General features: G+C 70.2%; 22 protein-coding genes. 9 read left to right on the forward strand and 13 right to left on the reverse strand.

The genetic code is table 11. The features are described from left to right. Position 1: 1 nt before the first annotated feature. From AB0M54_RS09320 to AB0M54_RS09350, 7 genes are all read right to left on the reverse strand, one after another. Positions 2-226, reverse strand: coding sequence for a hypothetical protein (locus AB0M54_RS09320; protein WP_364316438.1), 225 nt, complete (start codon positions 224-226; stop codon positions 2-4). 89 nt (positions 227-315) lie between these two features. Beyond that, positions 316-966, reverse strand: a complete 651-nt coding sequence (locus tag AB0M54_RS09325; protein ID WP_364470419.1) for a response regulator transcription factor — start codon at positions 964-966, stop codon at positions 316-318. A gap of 26 nt (positions 967-992) precedes the next feature. Further along, positions 993-2066, reverse strand: a complete 1074-nt coding sequence (locus tag AB0M54_RS09330; protein ID WP_364470421.1) for a sensor histidine kinase — start codon at positions 2064-2066, stop codon at positions 993-995. Between the two features lie 468 nt (positions 2067-2534). Beyond that, positions 2535-3344 (reverse strand): ABC transporter permease, encoded by an 810-nt coding sequence (locus AB0M54_RS09335; RefSeq protein ID WP_364316433.1) that lies wholly within the window; start codon positions 3342-3344, stop codon positions 2535-2537. Beyond that, positions 3341-4201, reverse strand: a complete 861-nt coding sequence (locus tag AB0M54_RS09340; protein ID WP_364316431.1) for an ABC transporter ATP-binding protein — start codon at positions 4199-4201, stop codon at positions 3341-3343. The genes AB0M54_RS09335 and AB0M54_RS09340 overlap by 4 nt, the downstream gene beginning before the upstream one ends. A 143-nt stretch (positions 4202-4344) precedes the next feature. Further along, the gene (locus tag AB0M54_RS09345) at positions 4345-5103 is read right to left on the reverse strand and encodes an ABC transporter permease (protein ID WP_364470095.1); all 759 of its coding nucleotides are present in this window, start codon (positions 5101-5103) and stop codon (positions 4345-4347) included. Then, positions 5100-6128 (reverse strand): ABC transporter ATP-binding protein, encoded by a 1029-nt coding sequence (locus AB0M54_RS09350; protein WP_364470097.1) that lies wholly within the window; start codon positions 6126-6128, stop codon positions 5100-5102. The genes AB0M54_RS09345 and AB0M54_RS09350 overlap by 4 nt, the downstream gene beginning before the upstream one ends. Before the next feature lie 273 nt (positions 6129-6401). On the opposite strand from AB0M54_RS09350, the gene rnhA reads away from it, so the two are divergent. The 3 genes from rnhA to AB0M54_RS09365 all read left to right on the forward strand — a co-directional run bounded on the left by rnhA (position 6402) and on the right by AB0M54_RS09365 (position 8984). Next, positions 6402-6917 carry a ribonuclease HI gene (gene rnhA / locus AB0M54_RS09355; RefSeq protein WP_364316424.1) on the forward strand — a complete coding sequence of 172 codons (516 nt, stop codon included), beginning with the start codon at positions 6402-6404 and terminating at the stop codon, positions 6915-6917. A gap of 73 nt (positions 6918-6990) precedes the next feature. Then, positions 6991-7476 carry a hypothetical protein gene (locus AB0M54_RS09360; RefSeq protein WP_364316421.1) on the forward strand — a complete coding sequence of 162 codons (486 nt, stop codon included), beginning with the start codon at positions 6991-6993 and terminating at the stop codon, positions 7474-7476. Beyond that, positions 7473-8984 (forward strand): multicopper oxidase domain-containing protein, encoded by a 1512-nt coding sequence (locus tag AB0M54_RS09365; RefSeq protein WP_364470099.1) that lies wholly within the window; start codon positions 7473-7475, stop codon positions 8982-8984. Before AB0M54_RS09360 ends, AB0M54_RS09365 begins: the two co-directional genes overlap by 4 nt. A 21-nt stretch (positions 8985-9005) precedes the next feature. Here the strand turns inward: AB0M54_RS09365 and AB0M54_RS09370 are convergent, their stop codons facing one another. Next, positions 9006-9449 (reverse strand): MarR family transcriptional regulator, encoded by a 444-nt coding sequence (locus AB0M54_RS09370; RefSeq protein ID WP_364470101.1) that lies wholly within the window; start codon positions 9447-9449, stop codon positions 9006-9008. Between the two features lie 51 nt (positions 9450-9500). Between AB0M54_RS09370 and AB0M54_RS09375 the strand changes: the two genes are divergently transcribed. From AB0M54_RS09375 to AB0M54_RS09385, 3 genes are read left to right on the forward strand one after another with little or no spacing between them, the layout of a single operon-like run. Then, positions 9501-10112: a TIGR03086 family metal-binding protein gene (locus tag AB0M54_RS09375; RefSeq protein WP_364316414.1), complete on the forward strand. Its 612-nt coding sequence runs from the start codon at positions 9501-9503 to the stop codon at positions 10110-10112. 12 nt (positions 10113-10124) lie between these two features. After that, complete coding sequence (locus AB0M54_RS09380) at positions 10125-10952, forward strand: LLM class flavin-dependent oxidoreductase (protein WP_364470103.1); 828 nt, start codon at positions 10125-10127, stop codon at positions 10950-10952. Then, positions 10949-12091 (forward strand): epoxide hydrolase family protein, encoded by a 1143-nt coding sequence (locus AB0M54_RS09385; RefSeq protein ID WP_364316409.1) that lies wholly within the window; start codon positions 10949-10951, stop codon positions 12089-12091. Before AB0M54_RS09380 ends, AB0M54_RS09385 begins: the two co-directional genes overlap by 4 nt. Positions 12092-12105: 14 nt before the next feature. On the opposite strand, the gene AB0M54_RS09390 is transcribed toward AB0M54_RS09385, so the two are convergent. Then, a complete protein-coding gene (locus AB0M54_RS09390) occupies positions 12106-12978 on the reverse strand; it encodes a DUF1932 domain-containing protein (RefSeq protein WP_364316406.1) in 873 nt (290 codons plus the stop codon). Positions 12979-13054: 76 nt separating this feature from the next. Here AB0M54_RS09390 and AB0M54_RS09395 point away from each other — a divergent pair, with 76 nt between their 5' ends. Together AB0M54_RS09395 and AB0M54_RS09400 are read left to right on the forward strand one after the other, a co-directional pair. Further along, positions 13055-14455, forward strand: coding sequence for a hypothetical protein (locus tag AB0M54_RS09395; protein WP_364470105.1), 1401 nt, complete (start codon positions 13055-13057; stop codon positions 14453-14455). Positions 14456-14501: 46 nt separating this feature from the next. Continuing rightward, positions 14502-14849: an MmcQ/YjbR family DNA-binding protein gene (locus tag AB0M54_RS09400; RefSeq protein ID WP_364316402.1), complete on the forward strand. Its 348-nt coding sequence runs from the start codon at positions 14502-14504 to the stop codon at positions 14847-14849. Between the two features lie 162 nt (positions 14850-15011). Here the strand turns inward: AB0M54_RS09400 and AB0M54_RS09405 are convergent, their stop codons facing one another. The 4 genes from AB0M54_RS09405 to AB0M54_RS09420 all read right to left on the reverse strand — a co-directional run bounded on the left by AB0M54_RS09405 (position 15012) and on the right by AB0M54_RS09420 (position 19273). Continuing rightward, positions 15012-15902, reverse strand: a complete 891-nt coding sequence (locus AB0M54_RS09405) for a carbohydrate ABC transporter permease (RefSeq protein WP_364316399.1) — start codon at positions 15900-15902, stop codon at positions 15012-15014. Further along, complete coding sequence (locus tag AB0M54_RS09410; protein ID WP_364317158.1) at positions 15899-16771, reverse strand: sugar ABC transporter permease; 873 nt, start codon at positions 16769-16771, stop codon at positions 15899-15901. Before AB0M54_RS09410 ends, AB0M54_RS09405 begins: the two co-directional genes overlap by 4 nt. Before the next feature lie 119 nt (positions 16772-16890). After that, the gene (locus AB0M54_RS09415; protein WP_364316396.1) at positions 16891-18153 is read right to left on the reverse strand and encodes an extracellular solute-binding protein; all 1263 of its coding nucleotides are present in this window, start codon (positions 18151-18153) and stop codon (positions 16891-16893) included. A 118-nt stretch (positions 18154-18271) separates the two neighbouring features. Then, positions 18272-19273 carry a LacI family DNA-binding transcriptional regulator gene (locus tag AB0M54_RS09420; RefSeq protein WP_364316393.1) on the reverse strand — a complete coding sequence of 334 codons (1002 nt, stop codon included), beginning with the start codon at positions 19271-19273 and terminating at the stop codon, positions 18272-18274. A gap of 167 nt (positions 19274-19440) precedes the next feature. Here AB0M54_RS09420 and AB0M54_RS09425 point away from each other — a divergent pair, with 167 nt between their 5' ends. Beyond that, positions 19441-20532, forward strand: coding sequence for an acyltransferase (locus AB0M54_RS09425; RefSeq protein ID WP_364316390.1), 1092 nt, complete (start codon positions 19441-19443; stop codon positions 20530-20532). The last annotated feature ends 2 nt before the right edge of the window (positions 20533-20534 follow it).

Below are 20534 nucleotides of genomic sequence, written 5' to 3' on the forward strand. Positions count from 1 at the left end.
ATCAGGAACCCCCGGAGGTGGCCTGGCCGCTGTCGCTGTCCCCGCTGTCGGTGATCGCCGGCGAGTCGCTGGTGGCGCCCTGATCGGTCGTCTCTTGCTCGTCGGTCGCCTCTTGAGAGGACGCGGCGTAGGCGGCTATCCCCACCCCGGTCGCGCCGGTGATGCTGGCGCCGATCAGCGCGAGGGTCAGTGCCACGCTGCGGCGAAGTCCGGTGTCGCGGTCCATCGGGCATCTCCCTTGGTTGACGGCTCAACCAAAAATGCCCGACGCGGCTAGCTCTCGTCTGTGTCGGCCCTGAGCAGTCCCTGTGAGAGTCACAGCAGCCCGTGGGACATAGCGGTCGTAACGGCGGCGGTGCGGTCGGCGACGCCCAGCTTGCTGAACACGCGCAGCAGATGCGTCTTGACCGTCGCCTCCGAGATGAACAGCTCCTTGCCGATCTCGGCGTTGGTCCGGCCCCGCGCGACCAGCCGCAGCACCTCCGCCTCGCGCGCCGACAGCGCCGGCGGCGCCGGCTTGCGGACCTGCCGGACCAGCGTCGAGGCCACGCTGGGCGCGAGCACGGTCTCCCCGCGGTACGCGGCCCGCACGGCGTCCGCCAGCTCGGTCGGCGACGCGTCCTTGAGCAGGTAGCCGCAGGCGCCGGCCTCGATCGCGCGCAGAATGTCCCGGTCCGTCTCGTAGGTGGTCAGCACCACCACCCGGGTCTTCGGCACCCGGGCCAGGATGCGGCCGGTCGCGGCCACCCCGTCGCCGTCCGGCATGCGCAGGTCCATCAGCACGATGTCCGGGCGCAGCTCGGCCGCCCGCTCGACGCCGCCGTCGCCGGAGGACGCCTCGCCCACCACGGTCAGGTCGGGCTCGGCGTCGAGCATGCCGCGCAACCCGTGCCGGACCACAGGATGGTCGTCGACCAGCAGGATGCGGATCGCGCCCCCGTTCCTCTCGGAGCCGGCGCCGCTCATGCCGGCGCCGCTCATGCCGGGAACGCTCACGCCGGGACCTCCAGCTCGATCGTCGTACCCGTCTCGGGGTCACTCCGCACCAGCAGCGACCCCCGCACCTGCTCGGCCCGCGCCCGCATCGCCGTCAGCCCGAAGCCCCGCGCCCCGTCCGGGTCGAAGCCGCGCCCATCGTCGCGCACCACGAGCCGAACCGATTCGTCGCGGTACGCCAGGAGCAGGTCCGCCTCCCGCGCCCCCGCATGCCGGCGGACGTTGGTGAGCGCCTCCTGCGCCGCGCGGAGCAGCACGACCTCGATGGCCGTCGGCAGCGCCCGCGGTTCCCCGGTGACCCGCGCGGTGGCCGGGATGCCGGTGGTCTCGCTGAAGCTCGAGGCCTGCCGCCGCACGGCTTCCGCCAGCGAGGCGTCGGCCAGCGCGGAGGGCCCGAGCGCGGCGATGAGGGCGCGGGACTCGGCGAGATTCTCCCGAGCGGTGCGTACGGCCAGCGCCAGGCGCTCGTTGGCCAGCGCCGGATCGGCCGCCTGCACCAGCGTGATGATGCTGGTGAACCCTTGGGCGAGCGTGTCATGGATCTCGCCGGCCAGCCGCGCCCGCTCGGCCGCGACCCCGGCTTCGTGCGACAGCCGGACGACCTCGGCCCGGCTGGCCCGGAGCTCGGCGATGAGCACACCGCGTTCCCGGCTCTGCGCGATGACCCGGTTGATCCAGGTGCCCAGCCACACCGCGAGCGCGGCCGAGACCAGGAAGATCGACCCGAGGTGGGTGAGGATCTCGGTGCTCCACCCATCCCGGGCCACCGCACAGAGCACCGGAACCAAACAGGCGACAACAACCAGAGGCGCCGCCGGCCGCAACGGCAACAGCAGGAAAATCAGCGGACAAACCGCGAAGAGCAGATAACTGACGACCGATGCCTCGTAGGTCCCGACGGCAAAGACCAGAAGCACGACCCCGACAACCACAGTCCCGGCCCGCACATCATCCCGGGTGAGCAGCGACCGCCCCCAAACCACATAAACCACCGCGATAACCACAATCGACGCGGCCCCCACCAGCCGCCGCCCCAGCTCGATCTCGGTAACGGTGAGCGTGGCGACCATCACCCCCACGGCGACAATCCCCAGAAACAGCCCCCACCGCCGATCAGCCTCAGCACCCCCACCCGCCGTCTCGTGCCGCTCCCCGTCCTGCCCCTCGCCGCGCCTTTCCTCCTCACCGCGCCTCTGCTCCTCGCCGCGCCTTTCCTCCTCACCGCGCCTCTGCTCCTCGCCGCGCCTTTCCTCCTGATCGCCGTGCCCCTCTTCATCGCCGCGCCCCTGCTTTTCGGCCGACGCCGTCATGTCCCCACCGCCTCCGCGCATCCCCGCGACCATCCTCCATCGACGCCTTTGCTCTGAGCGCATATAGGCAACACCCGCAGCGCGACCTTGCCCTGGACCCAGGTATATCGCTGCGCGGCGCGACCCCTTGCTCTGAGCACGCATGCGCATCGCTGCCCGCCGGCCCCTGAGTCGGCGGGCGGTGCCGCGCCGCGTACCCGTCGGATCGATCTTGATCTTGGGGTTGGGTCAGCGATCGCGGCGATCGGTCCAGCGGAAGGTGACCAGGCACAGGACCAGGCCGACCACGCACCAGGCGCCGAGCACCAGCGCGACCCGCCCCAGCTCCCACGCGCCGGCGACCTCGTCGCGGACCATCGCGTCGGGCAGGAAGACCGAGCGGAAGCCCTGCCCGATCCACTTGACCGGGAAGACCGACGCCAGGTTGATCATCCAGTCCGGGAGCTGCGTGATCGGGTTGATGAAGATCCCGGACAGGAACTGCAGCGCGACGACCGGCACATTCAGGATCGCCCCGGCGGTGCGCGCGTTGCGGACCAGCGAGCTGGCCGCGATGCCGAGCAACGTGCAGGAGATCACCGAGAGGACGAAGATCCACGCGAACGTCCACCAGCTGCCGGCATCACCCGGCAGCGGCATGTCGAAGCCCCACACCCCGATCGCGAGCAGGACAGCCACCTCCAGCAGGCTGATCGCCGCCACAAAGATCCACTTCCCGATGAAGTACGCCGTGGCGGTGACGGGCGTGCCACGCAACCGCTTGAGCGTGCCGTCCTCCCGGTCGACGGCCAGCCCGATACCCATCGTGATGAACGACGTCGAGACGATCCCGTACGCGATCATGCTCGCCGCGAAGATCTGCGCGCCGTTGATCCCGAGCTCGTTGTAGTCGCTCCCGAAGATCGTCCCGAACAGCACCAGCAGCAGCGCCGGAAACGAGAACGTGAAGATCATCGCGGTCTTGTCCCGGACGAACTGCAACAACTCGACCCAGCCGCGGCTGAGCCCGTTGTGCAGGGTCGACGGCAGAGCGGTCATCGCGTCTCTCCGTTCTGTGCGGTTTCGCCGGTCCTGTTGCTTTCGCCGATCAAGGTCAGGTAGGTGTCCTCGAGCGTCGGCCGGTTGACCGTGAGCCGGCTCAGGTCGGCGCCCTCGGCGTGCAGCTTGACGATCAACTCGGCCGGATTGGCGGTGGACTCGGCGTGGCCGTCCCAGCGGACGGTGGCCTCGGCCGTGGCGCGCCCGCCGAGGCTGGCCGGGCTGCCCTCGGCGACGATCCGGCCGGCCGAGATCACGGCGAGCCGGTCGGCGAGCGCCTCGGCCTCATCGAGGTAGTGCGTGGTCAGCACGATCGTGGTGCCCTCGCGTGCCTGCGCCCGGATCAGATCCCAGAACTGTCGCCGCGCCTCCGGGTCGAACCCGGTGGTCGGCTCGTCCAGGAACAGCACCTCGGGCCGCCCGACGACGCCGAGCGCCACGTCGACCCGGCGCCGCTGCCCACCGGACAGCGCCCGGATCTTGGACTTGGCCTTGTCCGTCAGCCCGACCATCTCGATGACCTCGGCGGCCGGCCGCGGATCTGGATAGAACCCGCCCACGTGCCGCACGATCTCGGTCACGGTCAGGTCGGCCGCGTCGGTGGCCGTCTGCAGCACGATCCCGATCCGGGCCCGCCACGCCCGTCCCGCCGCGCCCGGGTCGATCCCGAGCACCCGCACGTCACCGGCGTCCCGCCGCCGATGCCCTTCCAATATCTCGACGGTCGTCGTCTTCCCCGCACCGTTGGGCCCGAGCAACGCGAACACCTCGCCGGCGGCCACGCTCAGGTCGACACCGGCCACGGCGTCCCGTCCCCCGTAAGCCTTCCGCAGCCCACGAACCTCGATAGCTGTCATGTCGTAGAGACTTCCGCCTGACGACACCCCACCGCGACGTCCACGCGGCCGTCATCCCGTGTCAACCGATCGATGGACACGACCGGCCTCCGGCTGCTCCCCGCTACTGCGCTGGGGGCTGCTCCCCGCTACTGCGCTGCGGGCTACTCCCAGCGGAAGAACCGGGTCGCCGCGGTGACGCCGAGTGCCGCCCACGCGGCCAGGCTCAGCCAGATCGACCCCGGGATCGCCGTGCCTCCGAGCGCATCCCGCAACGCCTGCGCATGCGCCGCCAGCGGCAGCACGAACCACCCCGCCACGCCCAGGTCCGGCGCCGCGAACATGATCCCGCCCACCGACAGCATCACCACGTAGATCAGCGTCGCGCCGGCGGTCACCGTCTCCGGCCGGAGCAGACCCGCCATCGTCAGGGCCAGCCCCGAGTACGCGGCCACGGCCAGCACCGTGATCCCGACCGCCGGGAGCAGGTGCCCGAACTCGGGCCGCCAGCCGACCGCCAGCCCGACCAGGGCCAGTGCCAGCAACTGCACCAGGACCAGCCCGAGGATCGCCGACGTCTTCGCGAACAGCAGCCCGGACCGGGTCAGCGGCGACGCCCCGAGTCGTTTGAGGACGCCGTAGCTGCGCTCGTACCCGGTGGTGATCGCCTGCCCGGTGAACGCCGTCGACATGACCGTGAGGGCGAGCACCCCCGGCACCACGTACGCCAGCCGGTCGTCGCCCGGCACGTTGGTCACATCGGTGAGCCCCGCGCCGAGCATCACCAGCAGCGGCACACCCATGGCCAGCACGACCGCCTCGCCGCGACGGGCCGTGAGCAGCAGTTCCATCTTGATCTGCCGCCGGATCACGGTGCCGCGCGCGGCCCGCCCCGGCGCCGGCGCGAAGGTCCCGGCGCTCATCGCGGCGCCCCCGGCCCGGCCTGCGCCGCCGCCTCGGCCTGCGCCTCAGGCTCGGCCTGCGCCCCGGGCTCGGCGTGCGCCCCGGGCTCGGCGTGCGCCCCGGGCTCGGCGTGCGCCTTCGGCGACGTCAGCGCGAGGTAGACATCTTCGAGCGTCCGCCGGCGCGAGTTCACGGCGGTCACCTGGGCACCCACCTCCGCGAACCAGGACAGGACCGCGGCGATCGCCGCGCTGTCCAGTTCCCCGGCGACCGCGTACTCACCCGGCGACCCTTCGTCGATCTTGGCATCCATGCGCTCGGCCAGCCGCGCCACCGGCAGCCCGGCGTCGGCGCGAACCTCCAGCAGGTCGATGCCGGCCGCCGCGGTGAGCTCGGCCGGCGTGCCGGTCGCCGCCACCCGGCCCGACCGCATGATCACGACCTGGTCGGCGAGCCGTTCGGCCTCGTCCAAGAGATGGGTGGTGAGCAGGACGGACACCCCGTCGGCCCGGAGTTCCTCGACCAGCCGCCAGGTGGTGTGCCGCGCCTCGGTGTCCATGCCGGCCGTCGGCTCGTCGAGGAACACCATCTCCGGCCGGCCGACGAGCGCGACCGCGAGCGCGAGCCGTTGTTGCTCGCCGCCGGACAACCGCCGCCAGCGGGTACGCCGTACCCCGCGTAGCCCCAGCCGGTCGAGCAGCATCCCGGTGTCCAGCGGCGTCGCGGCGAACCCGGCGAACAACTCCAGGATCTCTCCCACGGTCGCCCACGGGTAGACGCCCCCGGCCTGCAGCATGATCCCGATCCGCGGCATCAGCGCGTCGTGGTCGCCGACCGGGTCGAGCCCGAGCACCGTGGCGGTCCCGCCATCCGGCCGCCGGAACCCCTCGCACACCTGGAGCAGGCTCGTCTTCCCGGCGCCGTTGTTGCCGAGCAGGGCGAGCACCTGCCCACGCGGAGCGGTCAGCGAGACACCGTCGACAGCGGTGACGTCGCCGTAGCGAACCACCACGTCCCGCACCTCGACGGCCCCGGCCTGACTCATCCCGCCCCATCGTCCCGGCGAATCCCGGCGGATCCGCTCCGGCCACGATACGTTGCGCCCGGCCTCCGCCCGACGCCGAGCCTCGCGACGTTCCGTCACCAGCATTGTCCCGCCTCTCCCGTTCCGCTCCCCCCTGCCTACCGGGCCGGAGGCGCCCTTTCCTCCTCCCCGCGGCCGCACCGCTCCTCCCTGAGGTGGAACTGTTGCGTCCGCACCCGTCCTCCCCCGGCCGCGCGCGAGACTCAGCCCATCGCGATCGGTAGGGTGCCCGCCATGACCGACCGAACCGTCGTCGAGATCTACACAGACGGGGCATGCATCCCGAATCCCGGCCCCGGCGGCTGGGGCGCGGTCCTGCGCTACGGCAGCGTCGAGCGTGACCTCTGCGGCGGTGAGGCGAGCACCACCACGAACAACCGGATGGAGCTGACCGCGCCGATCCGCGCGCTGGAGTCGCTGACCCGGGCGCCGCTGACCGTGATGCTCTACACCGACAGCGTCTACGTCCGCGACGGCATCACGAAGTGGCTGCCCCGGTGGAAGGCCAACGGCTGGCAGACCGCCGCCAAGCAGCCCGTCAAGAACGTCGACCTGTGGCAGCGCCTGGAAGCGGCGGTGAGCCGTCATCAGGTGGCGTGGCACTGGGTCAAGGGCCATGCCGGGCACCCGGAGAACGAACGCGCCGACCGCCTGGCGGCCCGCGGGCTCCAGGAGGCCGTCGACGGCGCCGTCAATCTCCCACCGGCGACGCCGACCCTGAGCGAACCCGGGCCCGTCGGCCTCTTCTGAGCTGCCTAAATCCGGCCCACCCTTAGGTACGGCGCCGGATCCGCTCGTTCGCCTTCGCCAGAAGGATGAAGCCGTGCTCAAGAACCCTGGTCTGCCCGGAAACCCGTCCACGCCCATGCCCGTGAGCGCCGCGCTGGAACCGCCGGGCGCCGCGCCCCCTCCGGTCCCCTTAGCCGGGCGCCGGCCGGGCGCGCGCTGGCCGATCGCGCTGCTCCGCGGCGTCTCCTTGCTCGTCCTTATCCAGGTGTTGCTCCAAGCCGCACTGGCCGGCGGCTTCATCACCGGGGACGTCTCGCTGCTCGGCCTGCACAGCGCCAACGGCACCCTGCTGTTCCTGACCGCCGGACTGCTCGTCGTCGGCGCGGTTCTGCTGGTCCGCCCCGGCCGGGGCCCGTGGTGGCCGATCGCGCTGACCTCGGGCATCTGGTTCCTGATCACCGTGCAGGCCGGTCTCGGCTTCGCCCGCATGGTCGGCCTGCACATCCCGATCGGGGTGGCGCTGATGGGCCTGATCGGCGGCTTCGCCTGGTGGACCTGCGCATATCGGACCCGTCGATGAGCCTGACCCGGCGCGGCCTCCTCACGCTCGCCGGCGTGGCCGCCGCGGCGGCCGGATGTGGACGAGCCTCCGACGGGCCGGGCACCGGTCGGCTGCTGACCAGCAAGGCTCTGCCCGCCCGGTTCACCGCCCCGCTGCCGATCCCCGCGATCGCCCGCCCGGTGCGGGTCACCGCCGACGCCGACCACTACGTGCTCACCCAGAAGGCCGCCGACGTCAGCCTGCTGCCCGGCCGGACGACCCGCATCTGGGGTTACGACGGCACCTTCCCCGGGCCGACTCTGCGGGTCCGTGCCGGCCGACCGGCCGTGGTGACGATGCGCAACGAACTGCCCGTGCCGACCTCGACCCATCTGCACGGCGGCGTCACCCCGCCCGACTCCGACGGCTTCCCCACCGACCTGACCGTCCCGCGCGGCTACTCGCCGGCCCCGCCGACGGCACGCCAGGTGCACGACGTCAGCCGCGACTATCGCTACCCGAACAATCAGCGGGCGGCGACGCTCTGGTACCACGACCACCGGATGGACTTCACCGGCCCGCAGGTGTGGCGCGGGCTGCTCGGCCTCTACCAGATCACCGACCCGCGGGAAGAGGCGCTGCCACTGCCCCGCGACGACCGCGACCTGCCCCTGATGATCTGCGATCGCGCCTTCGAGGAGGACGGCTCGTTCGCCTACCCGTCGCACGACATGGCGATGCACCGGCCGGGCGCCCGCGGCCAGTTCGTGACCGGCGTCTTCGGCGACGTGATCCTCGTCAACGGCGCCCCGTGGCCCCGGCACGAGGTGGACGCCGCGCGCTATCGGCTGCGGCTGGTCAACGCCTCCAACGCCCGCCGCTACCGGCTCGCCCTCGAGGCCGGCGGGAAACGGCTGCCGATGATCCAGATCGGCAGCGACGACGGGCTGCTGCCCGCGCCGATCACGCACACCGAGATCATCGTCACGCCCGGCGAACGCTACGACGTCGTGGTGGACTTCGCCGCCCTGCCGATCGGCACCGAGGTGACCCTGGTCAACGACTTCGGCATCGGCACGACCGCCGAGGTGATGCGCTTCGCGGTGGCCCGCAAGGCCGCCGACGACAGCCGGGTGCCGGACCGGCTCGTGCCCGCCGCGGAGCCCCCGCTCACCACGGCCGACGCGGTCACCGAGCGGCAGTTCGACTTCCGTTACGACGAGGGGCGGTGGACGGTCAACCGCCAGCTCTACGACCCCGCCGGCAGCCTGGCCACGCCTCGGCTGGACACCGTCGAGCTGTGGCGCTTCACCAGCGACTTCCACCACCCGGTCCACGTGCACCTGGCCCACTTCCAGGTGCTGTCGCGTTCTGGTCGATCGCCGGAGCCGTGGGAGACGGGCTGGAAGGACACGGTGGACGTACGACCGTACGAAACGGTCGAGGTGTTGGCGAAGTTCGCCGGCCACCGCGGCAAGTACATGTTGCACTGCCACAACCTCGAGCACGAGGACATGGCGATGATGGCCAACTTCGACGTGATCTGACGCCTGCATCGAGGACCTCCCTCAGTTGGCGTCAGGTTTAGCACCACCCTCCGACAAATGTTCGAGGCAACGGAGAAAGACCTGCTCATCCCCTGTGGATAACCGATCGAGCAGGCCTCGCTCGGCCGCTCGGATCGCCACCCGGACCACCGAGTGGACGTCCTGCCCCGCGGCCGTGAGCGCCAGCAGCCGGACCCGCCGATCGGCCGGGTCGGGCTCGCGCTCGATCAGCCCCCGCCGCTGCAGGTCGTCGAGCACCGGTATGAGCCGCGTCTTGTCCGCGCCGATGGCCTTGGCCAGCGCCGCCTGCGTACGCATGGGCTCGTCGCGCAGCGCCGAAAGCACCACATAAGCCCACATCGACAGGTTGTTCTCGGCCAGGATCGGCTGCTCCAGGGTGATCAGCAGACGCGCCAGCCGGGCCGCCATCGCGCCCAGATCGGGCCGATCCGTGTCGCTTGTCACGCCGCGACGATACCCGTTGACAGATCGTACGCTCAGGTAGATCGTAAACGCATGCATATCGATCTGATCCGAGCCGACGCCGAAGCCGTCCGAGCCACCGTCGACCTGGTGAGCCGCGTGACGCCCGACGACCTGACCAGGCCAACGCCGTGCGACGGGTGGAATCTGCGCGCCCTGCTCGCCCACATGACCGCCCAACACGAGGGCTTCGCCGCGGCCGCCATCGAGCGCGGGCCCGATGAGGCGGCCTGGCGCCCAAGGTGGCAAGACCCGAAACCCCTCGAGGGGTACGCCGTGAGCGCCGCCGTCGTGCTTTCGGCGTTCGAAGCCGACGGTGTGCTCGACCACCCCTTCCACCTGCCCGAGATCCGTCCCGAACCGGTGCCCGGGCGCCTCGCGATCAGCTTCCACCTGGTCGACTACCTGGCGCATGGCTGGGATGTCGCCGCCACGCTCGGCCTGCCCTGGTCGCCGCCGCCCGACGCGCTGGCGGCGGCGCTGCCCGTCGCCCGCCAGGTGCCCGACGACGACTCCCGCACGCAGGCGGGCGCCGCCTTCGCGCCGGGCGTTCCGTTCCCGCCCGGTGTGTCGCCCGAGACCGAATTTCTCGCTCGGCTGGGCAGGTCGGTGAGCTGGCGGCCGAAAACTGTCGGGCTCGCCTGATAGGACAGGAGCATGGCAGAGCAGACGATGCGCTACGGCGTGATCCTTCCTGGCGGCACCGCGACTCAGCAGCTCGAGCAGGCGGTCCTGGCCGACCGCTCGGGGTGGGACGGCGTGTTCGTGTGGGAGGCGGCCTACGGCGTCGACGCGTGGAGCCTGCTCGCCGCGATCGCCGTGCAGACTTCCCAGGTCCGCCTGGGCACGATCCTCACGCCGCTCCCGTGGCGCCGGCCGTGGAAGGTGGCGAGTCAGGTCGCGACCGTCGACCAGCTCTCCGGCGGCCGGGCGATCCTCGGCATCGGGGTCGGCGCCATCACCACCGACCTGCCACAGACCGGCGAGGAGCTCGACCTCCACACCCGCGCCGACATGATGGACGAGGGCATCGACCTGATGCGCGCGCTGTGGGCCGGCGAGGCCCGGGCCGAGGGCGTGCATTACCAGTACGCGGTGGACCGCAACGACCTGGCCGAGGTCGGCCGTCCGGTGCAGGAGCGGGTGCCGATCTGGGTGGTGGCGAAGTGGCCGCGGCCCCGGTCGATGCGCCGTGTCCTGAAGTGCGACGGGCTCATTCCCGGTCACGAGCAGACGCCGGCGAACATCCGTGACACCCGAGCCTGGCTCGCCGAACAGGGCGCTCCGGCCGGTCTCGACATCCTCGCCGAGGGCGAGACGCCGGCCGACGACGCGGCCGCCGCGTGGGAGGCGGTGCGGCCGCTGGCCGAGGCGGGCTGCACGTGGTGGATGGAGACGCGCTGGGAGATGCCACACAACAGCGACGACCGCATGGCTCAGATCACCGAGCGGATCGCGGCCGGGCCGCCCCGGAGCCCGGCATGACGACGATCGAGCCGTTCCGCTTCCGGGTCAGCGACGATCAGATCGCCGAGCTGCGCAACCGCCTGCGCTGGACCCGCTGGCCCGAGCCGGCCACGACGCCCGGGTGGGAGCAGGGGCCGCCGCTGGCCTACGTGCGTGAGCTCTGCCGCTACTGGGCCGACGAGTACGACTGGCGGGCCACCGAGGCGCGGCTGGCCGCGGTGCCACAGTTCCGCACCATGATCGATGGGCTCGCGATCCACTTCTGGCATGTGCGATCGGCTCGGCCCGACGCGACTCCGCTGATCATGACGCACGGCTGGCCCGGTTCGGTGATCGAGTTCGAGAAGGTCCTCGGGCCGCTGAGCGAACACTTCCACGTGGTTTGCCCGTCGCTGCCCGGGTACGGCTTCAGCGACCGGCCGGACGGCCCCGGCTGGACGGTGGAGCGGACGGCCGATGCCTGGACCGAGTTGATGACGCGGCTCGGCTACGGCTGGTTCATCGCGCAGGGCCACGACTGGGGCACCAGCGTCAGCACCGAGATCGGCAAGCGCCGCCCCGACCGGGTGATCGGGCTACACCTGATGCCGCCGCTGGTTCCGCCCGACACGGCCACCGCCGCCGACTGGACCCCGGCCGAGCAGGCGGCCGCCGCGTCGCTGACCTCGGCCAGCACGGGCGACGGCTACTCCCTGGAACAGGCGACCCGGCCGCAGACCATCGGCTACGGCCTGGTGGATTCCCCCGCGCTGCTGTGCGCCTGGATCATCGAGAAGTTCCAGGCGTGGACCGACTGCGACGGCGACCTCGCGAGCGTGCTGACGCGCGACGAGTTGCTCGACAACCTCATGCACTACTGGCTGCCGGGGACGGGAGCGTCGGCCGCGCGACTGTACGCGGAGAGCTTCGCCCGGGTGCAGACCCGCTTCCGCGGCGGCGTCGCCGACCGGGTGGACGTGCCGACCGGTTGCACCATCTTCCCGAAGGAGAACCCGCGCCCGTCGCGCCGCTGGGCGGAACGCCGCTTCACCGACATCCGCTACTGGAGCGAGCCCCCGCGCGGCGGCCACTTCGCGGCCTTCGAACAACCCGCCCTCTTTGCCGCCGAAGTGATCGCCTGCGCTCGTGCCCTGACCAGCGATATCCCCAGCTCATGATCTCCGCGGAGAGCTCAGGCCGATGGTGGAGCGGGACGTCGATGGTTGAGGCGGTCGACGATCTCGGCGGCCGGGAGGGCGAAGTCGGTGGTCTCAGGGTCGCCCTCGGCGAGGGTCGTGGTGGATACGTCCTGGTAGACGGCAGCGATCGCGGTGAAGAGGTCGGGGGTGAGGCCGGCCGCCGACTGGGTGGTGGCGATCTCATGCATCTCGTCCACGAAACGGTGGGCCTTGGTGGCGGAGGAGACGACGCCGGCCAGGTCGGCCACGTCGTTCCGGCTCAGGTCGGCCACGACCGCGTCCAGGACGCCGTGGTGGCCGGCCGTTCGGATGGCCTGGGTCAGCAGGGCGCCCAAACCCTTGTAGACGCTGGCGGTGCACATCTTGGTCGCGCTGGCGGCGCCGACCTCGGCGCCCACGATGATCGGCTGAACCTGACCCGACCAGGGCAGATCGGCGATGGCGGCGGCGTGTTCGCCACTCAGGAAGATGCGCGCGCCGGGGCGGACGTTCGGCGGCGCGCCCGAGATCGCGCCGTCGACGACGGGCGCGGGCGACAGTTCGTGGGCCACGGCGGTCATCGTGGTGGGCGACACGGCGTTGAGGTCGGCGACGATGGCGCGCGATGAGGTGGCTTTCAAGGCGGCGGCGATGGCCCCGGCCGCGGCGAGGCTGCGGCCCGGCGGGGTGATCGAGAGTACGACGTCGGCGTCGGCCACCACGTCGGACAGGGTGGGCACGAGTTCGAGGCCGGCCTCGTCGGCCAGGCGGCGCGTGCGAGCCGACCTCTCCGCGACCGTGGCCACGACCCGGGCGCCGCCCTGTCGCAGGGCCCAGCCGATGCCGGACCCCATGTATCCCGGACTCACCAGACCCACAGTCGTCATTTATTGATCCTTACACGATCGGGGTAAATCAAACGGGCCATAGCTCTCAGTCGATACTTATCGCCAGAATCGGGGGATGACCGCCCCCCTCGTGTCGTCGATCTTCGCTGTCCTTTTCGCGCTCGCGGGTTACGCCGCCGGTCGCTACCACCAATGGCAGCGGAGCGCGACGGATCGCGAGGACGCCTACCGCGACGGCTTCGACGCGGCCACCGAGAGCACCTTCAGCACGGCCGCGCGCATCGCTTCCCAGCCCGCGCAGCCCACCGCGGCCACTCCGACCGCCACCCCGTCCGACCCGCCCATCGCCGCACAGGCGGCCCTGGCAACGTCATCCGCCGGCGCCCTGGGAACGGCCCTCGCGCCAACCGCGCCACCGACGACGCTCCCAGCCCAGGAGCGCGATCACGCGGCGTTCTCGGCTCAAGAACGCGATCATGCGGCACACGCGGCGCAAGAACGTGAACACGCCGCGCGCGAGGCTCAAGAAGGTGAGCACGCGGCGCTGGCGGCACAGGAACTCGAACACGTAACACGTGCGGTCAGGGAGCGCGAACAAGCGGCACGCGCGGCGCAAGAACGCGAACACGCCGCACGCGCAGCGCAAGAACGCGAACAGGCGGCCGTCGACGGGGTTCGGCAGTTGGCGGAAAACGCTGCGACGTTCTCCGATGGGCGCGGCCGTGACGCGGCAAGTGCCGGTGTTCGGTCGGCTCCGGCGGGTTGGGACGGCCGGGGCGGGGTCGCCGAAGACGACGAGACCGCGGATGTGTTGTCGCCGATTGCCGAGTCGGCTGTTGGCATGCCGCTCGGGTATCGGCACATGAGCCACCGCGAGCAGCTGGAGGAAGAGTTTTCGGCGCCTGCGCCTCATTCCTTCGGCGGCGAGTCGGCGGACGCTGCGGCCGGACGTCGGCACGGCGCTGAGGACGTGCATCAGCTTGAGCGAGACGGTGCTGCGGCCAGGAGGCGTGCCGTTGAAGACTCGGGAGCATTCTTCGCGCCGGTAGTGAGAGACGCAGGACGAGCAGCCGACATCCGGGACGAAGCGCTCGCTACCGAAAGGCGGGACGTCGGAAGAGCAGCCGAGATGCGAGACGCAACGCCAGCGGCCGGGATGCGCGACCCAGGACGCGCGGCCGAGATGGGAGACCAAGAAGGCTCGGCCGAGGGGCGAGCCCGAGGCGACGCGGCCGGAAGGCAAGAAGCAGGCGGCGCGGCCGGAAGGCGAGAGGCGGGCGGCGCGGCCGAAGGACGAGACCACGGAGTAGCGGCAGGACGGATGGTCGGGGAGCCGGGCGGTGAAGGGCAGGAGGCTGAGGTGCCGCGGCGGGGGCGGCATTACGTGCCGGATGAGTTGGTGCAGGCTTCGACCTATCGGTTGTCGGCTGATCGGGTTGCTCGGGCCAAGGTGCCGGGCAGCATCAAGGAAGGGGACGAGGTTCCTCGGACTGTGCCCAAGCCTCGGTCGTCGTGATGGCGGTGGGATGAGGAGTGTCGTACCTCGGGGATAGCGTTCTCGCATGGTCACCGTTGATGACGTGCGGGAGGTTGCGCGGCCGCTGCCACGCAGTTCGGAGCATCTGATTCGAGACAGGGTGAAGTTTCGGGTCGGGGCGATCGTCTATGTGGCGTTCTCGCGGGATGAGACCGTCATGGGGTTCGCGTTTCCGCGGGAGGAACGGGCCGCTCTGGTCGCTACCCAGCCGCGGGTCTTTCATCTGCCTGATGCCGCCAACATGCGCTTTCAGTGGGTGCAGGCCTGGATGGCTGAGCTCGATCACGCCCTCATGGAGGAGCTGGTGATCGACGCCTGGCGGATGGTGGTGCCCAAGAAGGTCTCGGCGGCCTACATCGCCGCGAGAGGCTAGCCGCACGGACAAAAGCCCGCGCAGATAGAGACCAACGCGGGGAGACCCAGCGCGAAAGGAATTAGCACGGAGGAACCAGCGCGCAGACAAGGCGGCGAGCAGAAGGAGAGGGACCAGCGGCGCCGCCCGGCTGGGTCAGGAGGGCGGCGCCGCCGGAGGGGCTCAGCTCTTGACCGAGCCCGCCATCAGGCCGCCGATGAACCAGCGGCCCAGCAGGATGTAGACGATCAGCGTCGGCAAGGACGTGATCAGGGCGCCGGCCATCGAGGCGGCGTAGTCGGGGCTCTGCGCCCCGGCCAGGGCGTTCAACGCGATCGTGATGGGCCCGTTGCGGGTGTTGGACAGGAAGATCGCGAAGAGGTAGTCGTTCCAGGCGCTGGTGAACTGCCAGATGATGGTGACCACGAAGCCGGGGATCGAGATCGGCAGGATGATCGACCAGAAGGTGCGCAGCAGGCCCGCGCCGTCCATGCGGCTGGCCTCGATCAGGTCCTCCGGAACCGTGGTGGCGTAGTAGTTCCGGAAGATCAGGGTGCAGATCGGGATGCCGTAGATGCAGTGCACGAAGATCAGCGTGGGGATGCCGGGCTGCAGGTTGATCTGGGTCACGATCTCGCGCAGCGGGATCATCACCGCCTGATACGGGATGAACATGCCGAACAGGATCAGCGTGAAGACGACGTCGGCGCCGGGGAACCGCCACCGGGACAGCACAAAACCGTTCGCCGCCCCGATCAGTGAGCTGATCAGCGCCACGGGGATGGCCAGCTGGAAGGTGCGGAGGAAGGCCGGCTGCAACGCCGTCCAGGCCTTGCCCCAGGAGGCGACCGTCCAGTGTGTCGGCAGGTTCCACTGACCGGTCACGCCGATCTCGTTGCCCGCCTTGAAGCTGGTCACCACCAGCACGTAGGCCGGCATCAGCACGATGAGGACGAAGATGATGGCCAGGGCGTACTTGATCACCGGGCCGATACCGAAGGACCGACGACGGCGGGCGCGGACCCCGGGCGACGGCTCCAGGCCGGTCGGCGGCGCGGAAGCGACAGTGGTCATCGGCTCTTCTCCGCCCGGTTGGTGTAGATCAGGTAGGGCACGATGACGACGGCCACGAGCAGCAGCAGGATGATCGAGATCGCCGCGGCCTTCGAGTAGTCGCTGGTGAGCAAGGCCTGCCAGACGTAGACGGCGGGCACCTCGGACAGCCACTGCGCGCCGGACACGCTCATGATCAGGTCGAACATCTTCATCGACATGTGCCCGAGGATGATCAGCGCCGACAGGGCGACCGGAGTCAGCTGCGGGAAGATGACGTTGCGGTAGAGCCGGTAGGTGCTCGCGCCGTCCATCGCCGCCGCCTCGCGCAGCTCCTGCGGGATGCCCCGGAAACCGGCCAGGAACAGCGCCATCACATAGCCGCTGAGCTGCCAGACGGCCGGCAACGCCATCGCCGCCATGCCCCAGTCGGGGTTGGTCCACCAGGTGTTCTTCAGGAAGTCGAGGCCGAAGCCGTCGAACACGGCGTTCAGGCCGCCGTCGGCCGGATTCATCAGCCAGCGCCACACCACACCGGACGCGACGAAGCTGACGGCCATCGGGAACAGGTAGACCGTACGGAAGAAGCCCTCGCCCCGCACCCCGCGCTCCAGCAGGAACGCCCAGAGCAGGCCCAGCAGCATCGTGCCGACGAGGAACACGACCGTGAAGACCAGCAGGTTCTTCAGCGAGTGCTGGAACCGGTCGTTGATGTCGTTGGTGAACAGGTTGGCGTAGTTCTCCAGCCCGACGAAGCCCTTCGAGCCGCGGGCGTTGTGCTCGTCGGAGAAGGAGACCTTGGCGGTCCAGGCGATCAGGCCGTACACGAAGACGGCGAGCAGGATCAGGGACGGGGACAGCAGCAGCAGGCCCGGCCCCCATTGCCGCATGCGGCGCATCGGAGCTCCTCAAGAGCCGGCGCACCTTCAGTGGCGCGCCGAGCGGTACACGGGCGGGACGGCCGGAGCCGTCCCACCCGCTCGTTACGCAGAAAATGCGAAGAAAGGAGTTACTTCTTCTTGCCGAACTGCTCGGCGGCCGCGGTCAGCGCCTTGGTCAGGGCGGCGTCGTCCTGGTTGGTGCTGTACGCGCCGAGCGCCGAGTTGGCGGCGCCCTGCCAGCCCTGCGAGCACGCCGAACCGTGGGCGCACGACGGCACCTGCTTGGCCGACTTCCAGTCGGCCATGGCGGCCTGCTGGTACTTGGGGTAGTCGGCGGGCGCCGCGTCCGTACGGGCCGGGATCGAGCCCTTCTTGGTGTTGAACGCCTTCTGGCCCTCGGCCGAACCGACCGTCTTCAGCCAGCACTTGGTGCCCTCGGCGTTCTTGGCGCCCTTCGGCAGCACGAACGAGTCGGCCAGCCACTGGAAGGTGGTGCCGTTGCCCGGGAACGTGAAGTAGGCGTAGTCCTTGAAGCCCTTGGCGTCGAGGTCGGCGGCCTCCCAGTCACCCATCAGCTGGTAGCCGGCCTTGCCGTCCATGACCAGCTTCTCGGCGTCGGTCCAGTCGAGCGCGTCACGGTCCTTGTTGGTGTACGTGAGCAGCTTCTTGAAGTCCGCGATGCCCTTGGCGACGCCCGGGTCGGTCCACGGCGTGGTGCCGTTCCACAGGCCGGTGAACTTCTCCGGGCCCAGGTCGGTGATCAGCACCGACTCGAACAGCATCAGCTGGGTCCAGTCCTTGCCGACGGCCAGCGGCGTGACGCCCTTGGCCTTCAGCTTGTCCAGGGCGGCGAAGAACTCGTTGAGGTCCTTCGGGTCGGCGGTGATGCCGGCCTCGGTGGTGACCTTCTTGTTGCTCCACACCACGTTGGCGCGGTGGATGTTGGCCGGCACCGAGTAGATCTTGCCGTCGACGGTGAGGTTGTCGATCAGGCCCTGCGGGAAGGCCTGCTTGAGTCCCCAGCTGTCGTAGTCGGCGCTGATGTCCTCGACCTGGCCGGCGTCGATGTAGTCGAGCAGCTCGGCGCCGGCGTGCGCCTGGAAGGTGTCCGGCGGCGTGTTCTGCTGGAGCCGCGAAGCGAGAACCGACTTCGCGTTGGCCCCGGCGCCACCGGCCACGGCGCCGTTCTCGAAGGTCTGCCCGGCACACGCGGTGCCGAAGGTGCTGACCAGGCCGTCCAGACCGGCCTTCTCACCACCGTCGGCCCACCAGGTGAACACCTCGACCTTGGTCGATCCACCCTCGCCACCCTCGTCGCCGCTGCCACACGCGGCAGCGGTCAACAGGGCGGCTATGCCGACAACGGCAACCGCCGCTCGCGTGAAGCGCATATGTCCCCCAAGCTCGTTATTTGACATCGTTGTCAAAGACAACCGGTCGCACACTGCCGCTCAACACCGAACATCGTCAAGAGTGATTGCGGCATCGTTTCCGGGCCGTAACGTGACGCTAAGCGGGCGCGCGCTCACCCGAACCGCGAGGGATCACCGTCGTCGAGATCACCACTGTCCGAGCTGGACCCTCGTAGCCGCTGATCCGGGCGTAGGCGAGGCGCGCGGCTTCCCTTCCTAAAGCGACCATGTCGTGGGCGACCACCGTGATGCCGAGGACGTCGGCCAGGTCGAAGTCGTCGAAGCCGATCAGGGCCGGCGGCGCACCAGGGTGATCACGGAACGCACGCAAAGCACCGGTGGTGAGCCGGTTGTTGGTCGTGAAGATCGCCGTCGGTGGTTGCTCCGAGGCGAGCAGGTCACGGACGACGTCTTCGGCCCGGCGTACGTCATGGACGTCGGTCGTCAAGAACCAGTCACGGTTGCCGCCGGCTTGCATCGCCTGCACGAAGCCCTCGATCCGGTCCCGCTGGGGCGCCTTGCGGGCCAGGTCGGAGACCAGGGCGATGCGCCGATGGCCACCGGCCAGCAGATGTTCCCCGGCCGACCGGGCGCCGCCGAGGTTGTCGATCAGCGCGACGTCGGCCGCCACACCCAGCGGCGGCCGGTCGAGGAAGACGAACGGGACCCCGCCCGCGCCCTCGGCGGCCAGATGGTCGTGGCGCTCGGCGCTGGGCACCACCAGCATCGCCCGCACCCGCCGTTCCAGGAACGCGTCGACCAGGCTGCGCTCGAGCTCGGCGTCCTCGTCGGTGTTGGCGGTGATCAGCTGGAGACCGTGCTGGCGCAGCTCGCGCTCGATGCCGCTGGCCACCGCCGAGTAGAACGGGTTGGCCAGGTCGCCGCTGATCAGCCCGACCAGGGCCGAGGTGGCGCCCCGGCGCAGCTCACGGGCGATGCCGTTGAGGCGGTAGCCGAGCACGTCGGCGGCGTCGCGCACCCGGCGTTCGGTGTCCTCGGCCACGTTCGGCTCGCGGTTCAGCGCGCGGGAGGCGGTCTTCAGGCTCACCCCGGCCAGCGACGCCACCTGCGTGAGCGTGGGACGACGCAACGCGGACATGGCGGCAAGTATGACATCGATGTCGTTTCGGATCATCTGCCGCGAACTGTCGGCCCCTGCCCTCTGGCCGTTCGGGCGGGGCGCAACCACGCGAAAGAAACTACTTTCGGTAATTGCTGCCCAGAGCAGGTTCCGACAAAGACGCAGCTAGGAGCACCATGCCGAGCATGAAGGCCGCGAGCCGAGATCGGTACTTCGATACTCTGCGTGCATTAGCGATGATCCGGGTGGTGCTGTTCCACGCTTTCCCGTTCGCCGCTCTCGAGCTGGTCTTCCCCTCGATGGGCGTGATGTTCGCGCTGGGCGGTTCGCTCATGGTCAAGTCGCTCGACCGGTCGGTGTCGCGGACCATCCGCAACCGGATCCGCCGACTGCTGCCGGCGCTCTGGGCGATGGGCCTGATCCTGGTGCCGCTGATGCTCCGGCTGGGCTGGGAGGATCACGCGCGATGGTCGCTGCTGCTCTGGGTCGTCCCGGTCGCGCAGCCGCCGTCGTCCGAGTTCGGCTTCCCGGCCGCCGGTGTCCTCTGGTACCTGGTGACGTACCTCTGGCTGGTTCTGCTCTCGCCGCTGTTGCTGAAGCTCTACCGCCGGGCCCGGATCGCGACGTTGCTGCTCCCCCTGGCGTTGCTGGCGGTGTTCATGATGCGGCCGGACATGTTCGGCCAGCGGGCCGGCGAGGTCGTGCAGAACGTGCTGGCCTACGCGACGTGCTGGATGCTCGGCTTCGCCCACCGCGAGGGTGACCTGCGCAAGGTCGGCAAGCGGTACGTCTACCCGCTCGCCGTCGCCTGCGTCGGCGGCGCGCTGGCCTGGGCCTTCACCCACCCCTCGGACCAGGGCTTCGATCTGGTCGGCATCCCGCCGGCGTACGCGATTTTCAGCATCGGTTTTGTCCTGGCCCTGATGCGCTGGTCGCCGACCATGGCGTGGCTGGCCAAGGTGCGGCCGCTGGACGGGTTCGTGTCGATGGTCAACAACCGGGCGGTCACCATCTATCTGTGGCACAACGTGGCGATCACCATCGCGGTGGTCCTGTTCGACCCGCTGAGGCTGTGGGAGATCCCGACCCAGTTCCTCGAGGACGTGACCGACTTCAGCATCGCCATCGCCCTGCTCGCCGTGGCCGTGCTCAGCCTCGGCTGGGTCGAGGACATCGCGGCCCGTCGCAAGCCACGGTTGTCCCCGTTCCCCCGGCCGAAGCGCCGTGCTCCGCCCGTACCCGCCAGATCGGTCGAACCCCAGCCGGTCGCTGCTTGACC

The organism is Actinoplanes sp. NPDC051470 (genome assembly GCF_040682035.1).
Taxonomy (GTDB): domain Bacteria; phylum Actinomycetota; class Actinomycetes; order Mycobacteriales; family Micromonosporaceae; genus Actinoplanes.